General features: G+C 69.1%; 16 protein-coding genes. 14 read left to right on the top strand and 2 right to left on the bottom strand.

All coding sequences use genetic code 11. The features are described 5' to 3' along the window. Positions 1 to 15: 15 nt before the first annotated feature. Together D0901_RS16790 and D0901_RS16785 are read left to right on the top strand one after the other, a co-directional pair. Positions 16 to 489 (top strand): thioesterase family protein, encoded by a 474-nt coding sequence (locus tag D0901_RS16790; protein WP_129141470.1) that lies wholly within the window; start codon positions 16 to 18, stop codon positions 487 to 489. 44 nt (positions 490 to 533) lie between these two features. Continuing rightward, on the top strand, positions 534 to 1,370 hold the full coding sequence (locus tag D0901_RS16785) for an alpha/beta hydrolase fold domain-containing protein (RefSeq protein WP_129141450.1): 837 nt from the start codon (positions 534 to 536) through the stop codon (positions 1,368 to 1,370). A gap of 12 nt (positions 1,371 to 1,382) precedes the next feature. On the opposite strand, the gene D0901_RS16780 is transcribed toward D0901_RS16785, so the two are convergent. Beyond that, complete coding sequence (locus tag D0901_RS16780; RefSeq protein ID WP_129141449.1) at positions 1,383 to 2,369, bottom strand: GlxA family transcriptional regulator; 987 nt, start codon at positions 2,367 to 2,369, stop codon at positions 1,383 to 1,385. A gap of 21 nt (positions 2,370 to 2,390) precedes the next feature. Beyond that, complete coding sequence (locus tag D0901_RS16775) at positions 2,391 to 3,332, bottom strand: ABC transporter substrate-binding protein (protein WP_129141448.1); 942 nt, start codon at positions 3,330 to 3,332, stop codon at positions 2,391 to 2,393. 174 nt (positions 3,333 to 3,506) lie between these two features. Here D0901_RS16775 and nrdR point away from each other — a divergent pair, with 174 nt between their 5' ends. From nrdR to D0901_RS16715, 12 genes are all read left to right on the top strand, one after another. Then, positions 3,507 to 3,989 (top strand): transcriptional regulator NrdR, encoded by a 483-nt coding sequence (gene nrdR / locus D0901_RS16770; RefSeq protein ID WP_129141447.1) that lies wholly within the window; start codon positions 3,507 to 3,509, stop codon positions 3,987 to 3,989. 37 nt (positions 3,990 to 4,026) lie between these two features. After that, entirely contained in the window at positions 4,027 to 5,160 is a 1,134-nt protein-coding gene (ribD, locus tag D0901_RS16765; RefSeq protein ID WP_129141446.1) for a bifunctional diaminohydroxyphosphoribosylaminopyrimidine deaminase/5-amino-6-(5-phosphoribosylamino)uracil reductase RibD, read from the top strand. A 195-nt stretch (positions 5,161 to 5,355) separates the two neighbouring features. Further along, complete coding sequence (ribBA, locus tag D0901_RS16760; RefSeq protein WP_129141445.1) at positions 5,356 to 6,540, top strand: bifunctional 3,4-dihydroxy-2-butanone-4-phosphate synthase/GTP cyclohydrolase II; 1,185 nt, start codon at positions 5,356 to 5,358, stop codon at positions 6,538 to 6,540. Between the two features lie 26 nt (positions 6,541 to 6,566). Continuing rightward, the gene (gene ribH / locus D0901_RS16755; RefSeq protein WP_129141444.1) at positions 6,567 to 7,049 is read left to right on the top strand and encodes a 6,7-dimethyl-8-ribityllumazine synthase; all 483 of its coding nucleotides are present in this window, start codon (positions 6,567 to 6,569) and stop codon (positions 7,047 to 7,049) included. Continuing rightward, positions 7,046 to 7,546 carry a transcription antitermination factor NusB gene (gene nusB, locus D0901_RS16750; RefSeq protein ID WP_129141443.1) on the top strand — a complete coding sequence of 167 codons (501 nt, stop codon included), beginning with the start codon at positions 7,046 to 7,048 and terminating at the stop codon, positions 7,544 to 7,546. Before ribH ends, nusB begins: the two co-directional genes overlap by 4 nt. Positions 7,547 to 7,559: 13 nt before the next feature. After that, a complete protein-coding gene (thiL, locus tag D0901_RS16745; RefSeq protein WP_129141442.1) occupies positions 7,560 to 8,516 on the top strand; it encodes a thiamine-phosphate kinase in 957 nt (318 codons plus the stop codon). Continuing rightward, positions 8,513 to 8,986 (top strand): phosphatidylglycerophosphatase A family protein, encoded by a 474-nt coding sequence (locus D0901_RS16740; protein ID WP_129141441.1) that lies wholly within the window; start codon positions 8,513 to 8,515, stop codon positions 8,984 to 8,986. Before thiL ends, D0901_RS16740 begins: the two co-directional genes overlap by 4 nt. Positions 8,987 to 9,162: 176 nt before the next feature. After that, positions 9,163 to 10,437: a DUF945 family protein gene (locus tag D0901_RS16735; protein WP_129141440.1), complete on the top strand. Its 1,275-nt coding sequence runs from the start codon at positions 9,163 to 9,165 to the stop codon at positions 10,435 to 10,437. Positions 10,438 to 10,537: 100 nt separating this feature from the next. Further along, positions 10,538 to 12,967 (top strand): endopeptidase La, encoded by a 2,430-nt coding sequence (gene lon, locus D0901_RS16730; protein ID WP_129141439.1) that lies wholly within the window; start codon positions 10,538 to 10,540, stop codon positions 12,965 to 12,967. Between the two features lie 112 nt (positions 12,968 to 13,079). Next, complete coding sequence (gene thiB, locus D0901_RS16725) at positions 13,080 to 14,084, top strand: thiamine ABC transporter substrate binding subunit (protein ID WP_129141438.1); 1,005 nt, start codon at positions 13,080 to 13,082, stop codon at positions 14,082 to 14,084. Then, the gene (gene thiP, locus D0901_RS16720; RefSeq protein WP_129141437.1) at positions 14,060 to 15,778 is read left to right on the top strand and encodes a thiamine/thiamine pyrophosphate ABC transporter permease; all 1,719 of its coding nucleotides are present in this window, start codon (positions 14,060 to 14,062) and stop codon (positions 15,776 to 15,778) included. Before thiB ends, thiP begins: the two co-directional genes overlap by 25 nt. Beyond that, positions 15,771 to 16,430, top strand: coding sequence for an ATP-binding cassette domain-containing protein (locus D0901_RS16715; RefSeq protein WP_129141436.1), 660 nt, complete (start codon positions 15,771 to 15,773; stop codon positions 16,428 to 16,430). The genes thiP and D0901_RS16715 overlap by 8 nt, the downstream gene beginning before the upstream one ends. Positions 16,431 to 16,543 lie beyond the last annotated feature (113 nt).

Raw genomic sequence — 16,543 nt, 5'->3', positions numbered from 1 at the left:
AGCGAGACGTCGGCGTTGCGCGTGCTGGAGACGCGAGTGGCACCGGAATGGGTCGACTACAATGGCCACATGAACGACGCCGCCTACGCCAGGGTCTTTTCGCTGGCGGTCGAGGCGTTGATGGAGCGGCTCGACCTGGGGGAGGCGGGGCGCCGGCGCCATGCCTACACCCTCTATACGCTGGAAACGCACCTGTGCTATCGCCGGGAGGCGCATCGCGACCAGCCGCTGGTCGTCAGCGTGAGGGTGCTGGACCGCGACGCCAAGCGGCTGCATCTGTTCTTCACCCTCGACGATGTCGATGGGCAGTGTCTGGCGACCAGCGAGCAGATGCTGATGGGCATGGCCACCGACAGTGGCCGGCCGGGGCCGTTTCCGCGGGACGTCGAGGCGTGCATCGCCGGGCTGCCGGGGTGCGATCCCGCCGACTGGCCGACGCTGGCCGGTCGGCGCATCGGTATCCCGCGGCGCGGCGACGCCGCATCGTGAACGACACGGCGCTGTCCGGCAGCGCCGCCGCCGAGGAGGCTGCCATGACCGTCGACGACTTCATCCGGCGTTTCGAGCAGGGTCTGCGCGAGGTCGGCGCGGCCGACGACATGCTCACCGCGCGCCGCCGCTACGAGGCCCTGTGCCGTTCCTTCGCGCCGCAGGATCCCGCGGGGCTGGTCTGGGAAGATGATCAGGTCGACGGTGTCGGGGTGCGCCGCTACCGACCCGACGCCGCGACAGCGGGTATCGTGCTCTATCTGCATGGTGGCGGCTGGAATCTGGGCTCGATACACAGCCATCACGGTATCGCCGCCGATCTGGCGCGGCGGCTCGGCCATGTGGTGGTGAGCGTCGACTACCGCCTGGCGCCCGAGGCCGACTACGGGCAGGCGCTGGACGACTGCCACGCGGTCGTCGAGGGTATCCGCCCGGTCGCGCTGATCGGCGACAGCGCCGGGGCGCGGCTGGGGCTGGATCTGGCGCGCCGTCTCGGCTGGCAGCGCCCGCTGGGGCTCATCTACCCGCCGGTGGGCACGCCCGATGCCGAGACGCTGGGGCCCGATGCCCCGCTGCTCGCCCGCGACGAGCTCCTGGCGAGCTGGCGCGCGATCGCCGACGATGTCCCCGCGCTCTGCGAGGCGCATCCACCGGCGATGCGCATCGAGGCCTTGGCCGTGGAGCACGACCCGCTCACGCGCCCCTTCGAGGCGGCGATCGAGCATTGGCGGGCGCAGGGGGCCGAGATCCGCTATCACCGCGCCCCCGACATGGTCCATGGCGCGCTGCATGCCCATGCGCAGCTTGCGGGGATGAACCGGGCCTGGGCGGCCTTCTGCGAGGGGCTGCGCGAGGCGTTGGTCGCGACCGGGTCGCGGTAGCGCTCGCCTCATTCAAGCGGTGGGGCGCTGGCGGCTCTGGCGCGGCGACAGGCCGTAGTGCCGGCGGAAGGCCCGGGCGAAGCTCGAACTCGAGGTGAAGCCGCTGGCCAGCGCCACGGCGAGGATGTCGAGGTCGGTCTCGGCGAGCAGGTGCCAGGCCCGGTCGAGGCGCAGCGCCAGGTACCAGGCGCTGGGGGTGCTGGCGAGTTCCTCGTCGAACAGGCGCTGCAGTTGGCGCAGCGACACCCCGCAGTGGCGAGCGATGTCGGCGATCGGTCGCGGCTGTTCCAGATGGCGTTCCATCAACGCCACGGCTTCCACCAGGTCCCGCTTGTGGGTGCCCAGGCGACGCGCCAGCGTCATGCGCTGCTGGTCGTCGCGGGCGCGCAGGCGTTCGTGAACCAGCTGCTCGGAGACATCGATCGCCAGTTGGCTGCCGTGGCGCCGGGCGATCACGTCGAGGGCCATGTCCATGGCTGCGGTCCCGCCGGCGCAGGAGAAGCGTCGCGCCCCCAGCTCGAAGAGTTCGTCCGAGGTGCTGATCATCGGGTAGCGCTCGCGAAACGCCGGCAGGCTCTCCCAGTGCAGGGTGACCCGTTCGCCGGCCAGCAGGCCCGCCTCGGCGAGCAGGAAGCAGCCGGTATCCACCCCGCCCAGCACGCAGCCGGCGGCATCCAGGCGGTGCAGCCAACGCATTACCGCGCGGCTCAGGCGCCGTTCGGGGGCGAAACCGCTGCACACCGCCAGCGAGGGCAGGCTGTGCAGCGTCTCGATCGACGCATCGACGAGCAGGGTCATGCCGTTGGAGGCGGTGACCGGCTCGCCGTCCTCGCTGATCAACGCCCAGTCGAACAAGGGCGGTCCGGCGCCCTGGCGGCCGGCGATGCGATTGGCGATGCGCAGCGGTTCGACGGCCGAGAAGAAGGCCATCATCGAAAACTGCGGCAGCAGCAAAAAGCCGATCGTCTCGGGGAGGGGGCCGTCATGCTCGAGGCGCATCGCGTTCCTCCCCGCCGGCGCTCAGTCGAACCGGGCCCTCACTGTGTCGATCGCCGGCTCGCCGTTCTTGGCCTCGACGCCCTCGAGCCAGCGGCCGACGGTGTCCAGGTGCGTGGCGATCCACTGGCTGGCCACCGCGTCGGCGTCCTTTTCCTGATAACTGTGGGCGTAGACCCATTGGTTCTGATCCTCGATGTCCACCACGAACTGCGAGAAGAAACGATAGACGTCCGGGTCGCGTTGCTCGAGATCGGCGGGCAGCACGGTCCACACGGTGCTCTCGATGCCGGCCACCCCGGCGCCGTCGCTGTCCTCCAGGTAGCGCAGGTCGTAGCTGATGTTCATCCAGTGCGGTTCCCAGCCGATGAAGGTGACCCACTCGTGGTTCTCGATCTTCTGACCGGCCTGGGCCAGCATCGCCGCCGTGGAACTCTCGCGCAACGACCAGTCGCCGAGCCCGGCGAGGTCGCCGTCGATCGCCGCGTTGACGGCGTTGTTGATGCCGGTGCCGGCCTCGATGCCGAGGATCTCGCCGTCGAATTGGTCACGGTGCGCGGCGAGGTCGGCCACCGTGTGCACCCCGGCGTCGTAGACATAGTCGGGGACCACCAGGCCGGACATGGCGCCATCGATGTTGGCGGCCGCCTTGACCACCTTGCCCTGCTCGACCAGGGGCTCGACCATGTCCTCCTCGACCGGGTACCAGCCGCCGAGATAGGCCTCCAGATCGCCCTGGGCGACGCCGTTGAGGATCACGCTGACCGCCAGGCCGCTCTGTCGGGTCTGGTAGCCCATCGCCTCGAGCAGCTCGGCGGCGACCTCGCTCTTGACCGTGACCCCGGGCCAGGGCGGCACGCCGAAGCGCACGGTGTCGAGATCGGCCATCGCCGGCAGGCTCATGCCCAGCGGCACGAGCGCGGCGGTGGCGGCGAGGGAACGGGGCAGCAGGGGGCTGATTGTCATGTCGTGTCTCCTGGCTATGAGGGTCATCGTCAGATTACGTGACGGAGGTCCAGGTTTTTGTCCCCAGGCGCCAGATAAGCGACGCAAGGCGCCGAGATCGGCGAGAGACGCGATTTCCGCCTCGTGCGACATCCCGTTACAATGCAGGCTCGTACCGTCGATGGATGCCGAGCGATGCACTGTCCCTTCTGTGGCAAGAACGATACCAAGGTCACCGACTCGCGCCTGGTCGCCGAGGGGGATCAGGTGCGTCGCCGCCGCCAGTGCCTCGGCTGCGGGGAGCGCTTCACCACCTACGAGACCGCCGAGCTGGTCATGCCGCGGGTGATCAAGGCCGATGGCTCCCGCGAGAGCTTCGATGCCCGCAAGCTGCGCGACGGCATGCTGCGGGCGCTGGAGAAGCGTCCGGTGAGTGCCGAGTCGATCGAGGCGGCGGTGGAGCGGATCCGCCAGCGCCTGCGGGCGCGCGGTGAGCGCGAGGTCGAGGCCCGCGAGATCGGCGAGGAGGTGATGCACGCGCTCAAGCGTCTCGACCAGGTCGCCTACATCCGCTTTGCCTCGGTCTATCGCCGGTTTCAGGATCTCGACGAGTTCCGCGCCGAGATCGATCGGCTGGCCCAGGAGCCGAGCTTTTCCCCCAACGACGACGAGCGCTGATCCGCCGGCGTCACGTCGACAACGTCCAAGGATTCCCATGCCCAAGGCGACGCCCGAATCCCGCATGGCGCGTGCGCTGACGCTGGCGCGGCGCGGTCTCTATACCACCGACCCCAACCCCCGCGTCGGCTGCGTGCTGGTCAAGAACCGCAAGGTGGTCGGCGAGGGCTGGCACCGGCGTGCCGGCGAGCCGCATGCCGAGATCCACGCCCTGCGCGATGCCGGCGAGGCCGCCCGCGGCGCCACCGCCTACGTGACCCTGGAACCCTGTTCCCACCAGGGACGCACCGGCCCCTGCGCGCAGGCGCTGATCGATGCCGGGGTCAAGCGCGTGGTCGCGGCGATGGGCGATCCCAACCCGCAGGTGGCGGGGCGGGGCTTCGCCATGCTGCGCGAGGCGGGCGTCACGGTGGAGGTGGGGCTGCTGGAAGGCGAGGCGCGCGCGCTCAACCCCGGCTTCATCGCCCGCATGGAACGGGGCCGGCCCTTCGTGCGGCTGAAGATGGCGATGAGTCTCGACGCCCGCACGGCGATGGCCAGCGGCGAGTCGCAGTGGATCACCGGGCCCGCCGCGCGGCGTCAGGTCCAGCGCCTGCGGGCGCGCTCGAGCGCGGTGATGACCGGCGTCGAGTCGGTGATCTTCGACAATTCGCGGCTCACCGTGCGTGCCGAGCAACTGGGCCTCGACGCCGACGAGGCCGCCCTGGCCGCCAGCCGCCAGCCGCTGCGGGTGATCGTCGACTCGCGACTGCGCCTGCCGCTGGCGGCGGCCTGCCTGCGCGAACCCGGGCGCACCCTGGTGGCGACCTGTGCCCGGGACGAGGCACGCCGCGCCGTGCTGGAAGAGGCCGGCGCCGAGGTGCTCTGCCTGCCGGCGCTGGAGGGACGCGTCGATCTGGACGCGCTGCTGCGCCACCTGGCGGCCGAGGAGGGCTGCAACGAAGTGCTGCTGGAGACCGGTGCGACGCTCGCCGGGGCGATGCTCGACGCCGAGCTGATCGACGAGCTGCAGCTGTTCGTCGCGCCGACCCTGCTGGGTGGCGAGGCACGGCCGCTGTTCGCGCTGCCGGGGCTCGAGCGCATGGCCCAGCAGCGGCCGTTGCGAATCGACGACATCCGCGCCGTGGGCCGCGACTGGCGAATCATCGCGCGGCCCGAGCGCATACGGTGAGCCGTGTCACGAGGACTGGCGCGCTTGCCTGCAGACAGGTACCCTGACCGCCGACCCGAGGGACGCATCGCCCGCCCGGTGGCGCGCTCACGCGACAACCAGGGCCATGAGCGGTGTTCGCCCTGACCCGACGGCGTGACGGCGAAACGCCGGCGTCGCCATTCGACAACGCCGTCCGACATGACCGGAGACCCCATGGCGCTTTCACCCTCTCACTCCTCCGAGCCACAGACCGACGGTGGACTGGCGCGTATCGAAGCGCTGGTCGAGGACATCCGCCAGGGCAAGATGGTGATCCTCATGGATGACGAGGATCGCGAGAACGAAGGCGATATCATCATGGCCGCCGAGAAGGTCGAGGCCGAGCACATCAACTTCATGGCGCGTCATGCGCGCGGACTGATCTGCCTGCCGATGACCCGCGAGCGCTGCGAGCGTCTCAACCTGCCGCTGATGGTGCGCGACAACGGCTCCGGCTTCGGCACCAAGTTCACGCTGTCGATCGAGGCCGCCGAGGGCGTGACCACCGGCATCTCCGCCGCCGACCGGGCGCGCACCGTGCGGGCCGCGGTCGCCCGTGACGCGACGGCCGCGGACATCGTCCAGCCGGGGCACATCTTTCCGCTGATGGCCGAACCCGGCGGCGTGCTGCGGCGCGCCGGGCACACCGAGGCGGCCTGCGACCTGGCGGCGATGGCCGGCTTCGAGCCCAGCGGGGTGATCTGCGAGGTGATGAGCGAGGACGGCAGCATGGCCCGCCGGCCCGAGCTCGAGCGCTTCGCCGCCGAGCACGGCCTGAAGATGGGCACCATCGCCGATCTGATCCACTACCGTATCCACAACGAACAGACCGTCGAGCGCGTCGACAGCCAGCCGGTGCAGACCGCGTTCGGCGAGATGACGCTCAACGTCTTCCGCGATCGTATCCAGGGCGCCCACCACCTGGCCCTGGTCAAGGGCGAACCGCGTGCCGACGTGCCGACCACCGTGCGCGTGCACCTCGCCGACAGCCTGCGCGACCTGCTCTCGCTGCAGAAGTCGGGCCAGGCCAACTGGACCGCGCACAACGCCCTGGCGCGTGTTGCCGAGGCCCAGGCCGGGGTCTTCGTGCTGCTCGACGACGGCCGCGATTCGCTCGACTTCAAGTCCCAGCTCGACATCTTTCTCGGCCGTCAGCGTCCGCCGCGCTCCAGTGATTCCGACGGGGCCGGCAACTACCTGATGATCGGCACCGGCTCGCAGATCCTGCGTCAGCTGGGGGTCGGCCAGATGCGCCTGCTCAGTTCCCCCTGGAAATTCTCGGCCCTGTCCGGCTTCGATCTGGAAGTGGTGGAGCGCCTGGATGCCGATTCCGCCACCGCTGGCGAGTCGCTAGAATAAGCCCCTTTTTTGCCCAGGACATGGCTATGCAACCGATATCCCAAGTCGAAGGTTCCTTCACCGATGTCGACGGTCGTTACGTGATCGTCGTGGGTCGCTTCAACCATCACGTGGTCGACAGCCTCGTCGAAGGGGCCGTGGACAGTCTGGTGCGCCACGGCGTCGACGAGGACAACATCGACATCGTTCACGTGCCCGGTGCCTGGGAACTGCCGCTGGCGGTCAAGCGCGCGCTGCGCATCGTCAAACCCGACGCGGTGATCGCGCTGGGCGCGGTGATCCGCGGCGGTACCCCGCATTTCGAATATGTCGCCGGCGGCTGCAACGCCGCGCTGGGCAATCTCCAGCTCGACTACGAGACGCCGGTCGCCAATGGCGTGCTGACCGTCAATTCCATCGAGCAGGCGATCGAGCGTGCCGGCACCAAGGCCGGCAACAAGGGGGCCGAGGCGGCGATGGCGGCGATGGAAATGGTCTCACTGATGAAGCGTTTCGGAGGCGAGGCATGACGAGTCGCAACCCGACCGGCACGGATGCGCGTCAGGCGCGCCACGCCGCTCGCGAGCTGGCCATTCAGGCGCTCTACCAGTGGCAGATGACCGGCAAGCCGGTGGCCACGGTGGAGGCCGAATTTCGCAGCCAGGTGGCCGACGAGGACCTCGAGGATCACGAGAACTGGCACAAGGTCATGCAGCTCGCCGATCTGGCCTTGTTTCACGAGCTGTTCCACAACGTGGTGCGCCATCGCGAGACGCTGGACGCGACCATCGCGCCGCTGCTCGACCGGCGACTCGTGGATCTCGACAGCATCGAGCTGGCGATCCTGCGCCTGGGCGCCTACGAGCTGTCGCACCGTCTCGAGGTGCCGTACCGCGCGGTGATCAACGAAGGCGTCGAACTGGCCAAGTCGTTCGGTGCCACCGACGGTCACAAGTACGTCAACGGCATCCTCGACAAGCTGGCCAGCCGTCTGCGGTCGGCCGAGGTCAGCGCACGCCGTCGTTGACGTGACGCGTCTCATGCCCAGCGAATTCGAGCTCATCGCCCGCTACTTCGCGCTGCCCTGTCAGGCGGCGGGACAGGGCGTCGTGCTCGGTCCCGGTGACGATTGCGCGCTGCTGTCGCCGAGCCCCGGGTCGACGCTGGCGGTGAGCGTCGACACCTCGGTGGCCGAGGTGCACTTTCCCGGCGATGCCCCCGCCACGGCGATCGGGCACCGGGCGCTGGCCGTGGCCCTGAGCGATCTGGCGGCGATGGGCGCGCGGGCACGCTGGTGCGTGATGGCGATCACCCTGCCGGCGGTCGACGAGACCTGGCTGGAGGCGTTTTCGGCGGGGTTTCATACGCTTTGCCGGCGCAGCGGGGTGGCGCTGGTGGGCGGCGACGTCACTCGCGGTGCGCTGAGCGTGGCGGTGACCGTGCACGGCGAGGTGCCTGTCGATGCGGCGCTGCGACGTGACGGCGGCCGCCCCGGCGACGTCCTGGCGGTGACCGGCACCCTGGGTGGCGGGCGTGGCGGCCTCGACGCCTGGCAGGCCGGGCTGCGCGATCTCGACGATCCGTTGCTGCGTGCCTATCTGCTGCCCGAGCCGCGGCTGGCGGCAGGGGAGGCGCTGCGCGATCTCGCCCATGCGGGCATCGACGTCTCCGACGGGCTGCTCGCCGATCTCGCCCATCTGTGCCAGGCCAGCGGCACCGGGGCTGTGCTGGATACCACGGCCTTGCCGCTGACCGCCGGTCTGACGGGGCGGCTCGGCGAGGCCGACGCCATCGATGCCGCGTTGCGCGGCGGCGACGATTACGAACTGCTCGTCGCGCTGCCGCAATCTTCCCTGGATCGGGCCCGGCAGCGGCTCGCGGCCCGTGACCTGGCCCTGACGCCCATCGGCCATCTGACCGCGACGCCAGGCATCACCGGCGTGCCCGCGTCCTCGCGGCCGAGTGGATGGCAACATTTTCCCGGAGGCATGACATGAATCGGGCCCCCCGGAGTGTCTGGCGTCGTCCGACGCACTTCTTCGCCTTCGGCCTGGGCAGCGGTGCCGTGCCGTTCGCCCCGGGCACCTTCGGCACCCTGGCGGCGATTCCCTTCTATTGGCTGTTCTCCGGCATGCCGCTTTCCTGGTATCTGGGGATGGTGCTGGTCACCGGACTGATCGGCATCTGGCTGTGTGACAAGACCTCGCACGATCTCGGTGTGCACGACCATTCGGGGATCGTCTGGGACGAGTTCGTCGGCTACTGGCTGACCATGGCCGCGGTACCGTTTTCCTGGCAGGCCGCGCTGTGGGGCTTCGTGGTGTTCCGGGTCTTCGACATCATCAAGCCCTGGCCGATCCGCCTGGTCGACCGGCGCGTCGCCGGTGGCTTCGGCATCATGTTCGACGACATCCTCGCCGGGGTATATGCGTGGAGCACCATGCACCTGTGGCTCTGGCTGCATTGAGAGGATGTCTCCAAAAGGGCTGCACTCGGCAATACGGCGTTAAAAATTGACTCAATATGCTCATTTACATGCATGTAACTGGATCGCCAGACCGGTCCTCTTTCTCGTCAATTTTTGCCTTGTCTTGCCGTCGCTCGCCTGTTTTGTAGACACCCTCTGAGAGACAGGGAAAATCGATGCGTAAGCGGTGGCTGGCAGTGGCAGCGGTAGCCGTGCTGGGGGTTGGCGGTTACCTCGCCGCCCTGGCGTACTCGAGCACGCTCTTCGAGCGCGAGCTGGCGCTCGGTCTGGCGCGTGTCGAAGCCCAGGGCGACTGGCGGATCGTCCGCGATGACGTCGAGCGGGGCTGGTTCCACTCCCGCGGGCAGATTGCCGTGAGCGCGGACGCCGGCGAGTCGCCCTGGACGCTGTCGATACCCTACCGGGCCAGCCATGGCGTGCTGCATACCCGTCTTCACGGCAGCCTGCAGGTGCTGCAGTCGGTGCCGGGGTCCGCCGAGATGCGCACCCTGTTCGGTGATCGGCTGACGGCCGCGCGGCCCCGCTGGACGGCGACGGTCGGTCATCTCGATCGGCGCGGCGAGGTGCGCCTCGACGTGCCGGCCTTCGAGCTCACCGGCGATGCCGGGCGCTTCGCCTTCACCGGCGCGGAGCTCGATCTGGAAGGCCGCATCGACGACCTGCGCCTGACCGGGCAGGTCTCGCCGGTGCGCTGGCAGCGGGACGCGACGGAACTCAGCGTCGGGCCGCTGTACATCAACAACCGCTACCGACTCGTCGATCGTCGTCGCATCTATCACCAGCGCAACGAGCTGATCCTCGACCGCCTCGAGTACCGGTCACCGGCCCGGGCGCCGCTGACGCTCTCCAACCTGCGCTATGCCGACGAGACGCGTCTCGATGACCAGTTGCGCCTGGCGGTCAGCCTGTCGCTGGCCAAGGCCGCGCTGGCCGGCCAGCCGCTGCTCTCCGGCCATCTGGACCTGCATCTCGAGCGGATCGACGGCGGTGCAGTGCGCCGTCTGGTCGCCGCCGCGGGGGCGTCCCTGCAGCGTCTCGGCGGTGACCCCGCCGCTCTCGACGACAGGCAGCGACGTCGCCTGCTGGCCGAGCTCGAACCGCGGATTCTCGCCCTGCTCGCCGATTCGCCGCACCTGGTCCTGGAGGGCGCGTCGCTCGACAGTGACCTGCTCGGCATGTCGACCCGCGGCCACGGCGAACTGACCTTCGATGGCCGGGACAGTCGACGCCTGTCGCTGGACGCGCTGGCCGACCCCGCGCGCCGCGAGACATGGCGTCGGCGGCTCGACGGGCGCTTCGTGTGGTTCGACGTCCCGACGCTGGTGGCGATGCAACTGGGCCTGCCGGTGTCGAAAGACAGGGTCGTGCTGACCGTCGAGTCGGGGCGCTTGCGACTCGACGGTCGCCCGCTGTCCGCGGATTTGCTCTGACGCGGGTGCGATTGCCGTGCGACGCGCTTGAAGTTCTTCCTCCGTGCCCGCATTCCATGCCTCATGATGGGTAATTCGACCCAGCGGACAAGGGTGAACGATGAGCGAACGTGATCAGGACGCACCGGACATTCTCCTGGATTCCTCCCGGCAATCGGGCGACGACCAGGCCCACGAGCAGAGCGGCCAGCGTGGCGCCGTGGTGCCCACGCAGGAATATCTGCCCGAACGCATCTACCTGCTGCCGATCCACAATCGGCCCTTCTTCCCCGCGCAGGTCCAGCCGCTGCTGATCCAGCGGCGGCGCTGGGAGGAGACCATGCAGCGCGTCGCCGATACCCCGCATCACGTGGTGGGGGTCGCCTACGTCGGCGACCCCAGCGGCGAGGAGATCGAGCCGGGCGATTTCCCCGAGATCGGTACCGCCGTCAGGGTCCACAAGGCGCAGGGCGAGGAGCAGCAGATCCAGTTCATCGCCCAGGGCATGCGGCGCTTTCGCATCGTGCGCTGGCTGTCGAAGAAGCCGCCGTATCTGGTCGAGGTGAGCTACCCCAAGGAGCCGGTCGACGCCGAGGACGACGAGGCGCGTGCCTACGCCATGGCGCTGATCAACGGCATCAAGGAACTGCTGCCGATCAACCCGCTCTACGGCGAGGAGCTCAAGAACTACCTCAACCGTTTCAGTCCCCACGAGCCGGGGCCGCTGACCGACTTCGCCGCGGCGATCACCTCGGCCAAGGGCGACGAGCTGCAGGGCATCCTCGAGACGCTGCCGATCATGGCGCGCATGCAGAAGGTGCTGCCGCTGCTGCGCAAGGAGATCGAGGTCGCCCAGCTGCAGACCGAGATCAGCGAGCAGGTCAACGCCCAGATGCAGGAGCGCCAGCGCGAGTTCTTCCTGCGCGAGCAGCTCAAGGTGATCCAGAAGGAACTGGGCATCTCCAAGGACGATCGCGAGAACGACGTCGACACCTTCCGGGCCCGGCTGGAGCATCTGACCGTCCCCGAGCGGGTCCAGACGCGCATCGACGATGAACTCGACAAGCTCTCGGTGCTCGAGACCGGTTCGCCGGAATACGGCACCACGCGCAATTACCTCGACTGGCTGACGTCGCTGCCGTGGGGGGTGACCTCCGACGATCAACTGGATCTCCAGCGCGCCCGCAAGGTGCTGGATCGCGATCATGACGGCCTGAACGACGTCAAGGACCGGATCATCGAGTTTCTCGCCGAGGGCACCTTCAAGGGCGACGTGGGCGGTTCGATCCTGTTGCTGGTCGGCCCGCCGGGGGTCGGCAAGACCTCGGTGGGGCGCTCCATCGCCGATGCGCTGGGCCGCGAGTTCTACCGCTTCTCGGTGGGTGGCATGCGCGACGAGGCCGAGATCAAGGGCCACCGGCGCACCTACATCGGTGCCATGCCCGGCAAGCTGGTGCAGGCGCTCAAGGAGGTCGAGGTCGAGAACCCGGTGATCATGCTCGACGAGATCGACAAGATGGGGCAGTCCTTCCAGGGTGATCCCGCCTCGGCCCTGCTCGAGGTGCTCGATCCCGAACAGAACATCGACTTCCTCGACCATTACCTCGACGTGCGCCTGGATCTGTCGAAGGTGCTGTTCGTGTGTACCGCCAACACCCTGGACTCGATTCCTCCGGCGCTGCTCGACCGCATGGAGCAGTTGCGCCTGTCGGGCTACATCGCCGAGGAGAAGGTGGCGATCGCCAAGCATCACCTGTGGCCGCGGCTGCTCGAGCGCGACCGCATCCCCAAGAAGCGCATCAATCTCACCGATGCGGCGCTCAAGCAGGTGATCGAGGGCTATGCCCGCGAAGCCGGGGTGCGTCAGCTCGAGAAGCAGCTTCACCGCATCGTGCGCAAGGCGGCGGTCAAGCTGCTGGAGAACGACCAGCAGACGGTCAAGATTTCGGTCAACAACCTCGAGGAGTTCCTCGGCGCGCCGATCTTCCGCAAGGAACAGGTGCTGCGCGGCGTCGGCGTGGTGACCGGCCTGGCCTGGACGGCCATGGGCGGGGCGACCCTGCCCATCGAGGCGTCCAAGGTTCACGCCCTGACCCGCGGCTTCAAGCTCACCGGCAAGCTCGGCGAGGTGATGCAGGAGTCGGCCAACATCGCCTACAGCTATGCGCTCGGCCACCTGGGCGAATACGATGCCGACCCGGACTTCTTCAACGAAGCCTTCGTCCACCTGCACGTGCCCGAGGGGGCCACGCCCAAGGACGGCCCCTCGGCGGGGGTGACCATGACCACGGCGCTGCTCTCGCTGGCCAAGAACCGTACGATCTCGCGGCCACTGGCGATGACCGGCGAACTGACCCTGACCGGCCAGGTGCTGCCGGTCGGCGGCATCCGCGAGAAGATCATCGCCGCCCGGCGCAGCGATATCTTCGAGGCGATCCTGCCCGAGGCTAATCGCCGCGACTACGAGGAGCTGCCGGACTATCTGAAAGAGGGCATGACCGTGCACTTCGCCAAGCACTACCGGGACGTGGCCAAAGTCGTCTTCGAGTAACGGTCCGATCAGGGGCGATGGCGGGCTATAATGCTGGCCTCGACGCTCGACGCTCGACGCTCGACGCTCGACGCTCGACGCTCATCGCCCATGCCACGACAAGGAACCCGCCATGTCCAATCAGGCGCTCGTCGGCGGCCTGGCACTGACGGCACTGCTCGGCAGTGCCGTGGCCCAGGCCGAGGATACGCTCACCGTCTACACCTATGACGCCTTCGTCTCCGAATGGGGCCCGGGGCCCAGGATCGAGAAGGCCTTCGAGGCGCAGTGCGACTGCCGGCTGCGCTTCGTCGCCCTCGACGGCGGCGTGGGCATTCTCCAGCGTCTCGAACTCGAGGGCGAGGACAGCGCCGCCGACGTGGTGCTGGGCCTGGACATGAATCTGATGGCCGAGGCCCGCGACACCGGGCTGCTCGCGCCCCACGACATCGATCTCGGTCCCCTGGCGTTGCCCGTGGACTGGGACGACGACACCTTCGTGCCGTTCGACTGGGCGCCGTTCGCCTTCGTCTACGATACCCAGGCGCTCGCCGAGCCACCGCACAGCTTCGAGGAACTGATCGCCGCACCCGACGATCTGAAGGTGATCGTCGAGGACCCGCGCACCAGCACCCCGGGCCTGGGGCTGCTGCTGTGGATCAAGCACGCCTACGGCGAGCGCGCCGACGAGATCTGGTGGGGCCTGCAGCCGCACATCCTCACCGTGACCCGCGACTGGAGCGAAGCCTACTTCTCGCTGTTCATGAATGGCGAGGCGCCCATGGTGCTCTCCTATGCCACCTCGCCGGCCTACCACATGGCGGTGGAGGAGACCGATCGCTACCAGGCGGTCGCGTTCGACGAGGGGCACTACCTGCAGGTCGAGGTGGCGGCGATGACCCGGCATACCGAGCATCCCGACCTGGCCCGCCAGTTCCTCGACTTCATGCTGAGTCGCGAGTTCCAGCGCGAGTTGCCGCTGACCAACGTCATGTATCCGGCGGTCGATCTGGGCGATGCGCTGCCCGAGGCGTTCTCGCGGCTGATCGACCCCGAGGTCTATATCTTTTCGCCGCAGCAGGTCCGGCAGCATCGTCGTGAGTGGGTCGACGAGTGGCTGCGCGCCAGCACCCGGTGACGGCGGGGCCTCAGACCGACACCCGCGACTGGCACCGCGCGCGCTGGCCGCTGTGGCTGGGCGGCCTGGCCTGGCTGATCGTGGTCGGGCTGGGGGCCGGCAGCCTGGGGGCGCTGCTCTGGCGGGCGCCGGCGGTCGACCCCGGCGCGCTGTGGCACGACCCTTACCTGGGCAGCGTGCTGCGCTTCACCCTGACCCAGGCGACGCTGTCGAGCGTGATCAGCCTGGGGCTGGCGATACCCGTTGCCGTGGCGCTGGCGCGCCGTCCGAGTTTCCCCGGGCGACGCCTGCTGCTGCGGGCCATGGAACTGTCGCTGGTGATCCCCACCCTGATCGCATTGTTCGGACTGGTCGCCGTCCACGGCCGGCAGGGCTGGCTGGCGCCGCTGTGGCGGGCCGTGACCGGCGAGCCGGCCGGTTATCTCTACGGTCTCTCGGGGATCGTCCTGGCACATGTCTTCTACAACCTGCCGCTCGCCGCGCGCCTGATGCTGCAGGCGCTGGAGCGTCAGCCCGAGGCCCACTGGCGGCTCGCCGCCCAGCTGGGCATGACCCGCCGGGCGATCTGGCGCTGCCTGGAGTGGCCGGCGTTGCGCCGGACGCTGCCGCGACTGGCGGCGCTGGTGTTCACGCTGTGCTTCACCAGCTTCGCCATCGTCATGACGCTGGGCGGCGGGCCGCGTGCGACCACGCTGGAGGTGGCACTCTATCAGGCCCTCAAGTTCGAGGGAGACCTGGGTCGGGCGGCGCTGCTGGCGCTGACCCAGCTGGCCTTCTGCCTGGTACTGTGGGCGGTGGCGCTGCATCGCGGTCCGGCGACCTCGCTGGTGGCCACCGGCGGCCAGCGTCTGCCGGCCGGGCGCTGGTGGCGGCGCGATGCCCTCGGGCCATCGCGACTGGTGGACGCCGCTTGGCTCGCGGGGCTGGCGCTGCTTCTGCTGCCACCGCTCGGCGCGGTGGTGATCGCCGGGCTCGGCGGCCTGCCGGCACTACCCGATAATGCGGCCTTGTGGTCGGCCACCGGGCTGAGCCTGGTCATGGCCCTGACGGCGGCGTTCGGCGCCCTGACACTGGCGGTGGCCCTGTTGCTGGGCAGCGAACGGTTGCGGCAACGCGGCGCGGCGCTGTCGGCGGGGCTGATGGAAGGCGGCGGCCAGGTGATCCTGATCCTGCCGGCGATGGTGCTGGGCACCGGGTTGTTCCTGTTGTTGCGTCCGAGCTTGGGGGGCGGCTGGCAGGGCTACGCGCTGGTCGTGCTGGTCAACGCCTTCATGGCGTTGCCGTTCGCCATGCAGGTCCTGCAGGGCGCGCTGCTCGAGGCCTCGCCGACCCGGCGGCGACTCGCCGATCAGCTCGGCATTCCCGCCCGGGCACGCTGGCGCTGGCTGGTCTGGCCGCGGCTGCGGCGTCCACTGGGCCTGGCACTGGCCTACGCGATGACCCTGTCGCTGGGCGACTTCGGCGTCGTCGCGCTGTTCGGCAGCCCCAGCCGGCCGACCCTGCCGATGCTGCTCTATCAGCAGTTGGGCGGCTATCGCTGGCAGGGGGCGGCGGCCACCGCGCTGATGCTGCTGGTCGTGGTGGTGGCGGTGTTCGCGCTGCTCGATCGGCTGTCGCGGCGCCGGCCGCGCTACCCGCAATCCCGTTACTGGCCGACATCTGCCGGCAAAGACCCCGAGTCCGACCATGCTTGAATGCCGCGACCTGCAGTTCCATTACGATCGCGCCGACCCCGGCGAGACGCCGGATTTCGATTTCTCGTTGCGCCTGGCGCCCGGCGAGTGCCTGGCCGTGCAGGGGCCCTCGGGCTGCGGCAAGAGCACGCTGCTCAGCCTGATCGCCGGCTTCCTGGAACCGGCCGCGGGCTGGCTGGGCTGGTCGGGCGAGCCGTGGCGCGACCTGCCGCCCTGGCAGCGGCCGCTGACCACGGTGTTTCAGGAGAACAATCTCTTCGAGCATCTGCCGGTATGGGCCAACGTCGGCCTGGGGCTGGCGCCCGACCTGCGCCTCGACGCCGCCGCCCACCGGCGCATCCGCGCGGGGCTGACGACGATCGGCCTCGACGGTCTGCACGACCGGCTGCCGGAGGCGCTCTCCGGCGGCCAACGCCAGCGGGTGGCGCTGCTGCGGGCGCTGTTGCGCGAGCGGCCGTTGCTGCTGCTCGACGAGCCGTTCAGCGGGCTGGACGCCGACAACCGCCGGGCGCTCTGGGGGCAGGTCAGGGAGCAGCGCGAGCGTGGCGTGGCGGTGCTGCTGGTCAGTCACGACAGCGAGGACATTCGGGCCCTGGCCGACCGCCGCTACCAACTGGACGACGGGCGACTGGTCGACGCCACGGCGATCTGACAGAATCTCAGCTTCGCTGGACAGACCCCAACAGACCATCGGCGCCGCCGTGTTAAGTTCGTCTGGCTCGGACGGCTTTTCACGATGTCCAAGAGGGGGATGACAAACGTCGC

This window comes from Modicisalibacter coralii (genome assembly GCF_004117855.1).
Classification (GTDB): Bacteria; Pseudomonadota; Gammaproteobacteria; order Pseudomonadales; family Halomonadaceae; genus Modicisalibacter; species Modicisalibacter coralii.
This window is presented reverse-complemented; position numbering and strand designations above follow the sequence as displayed.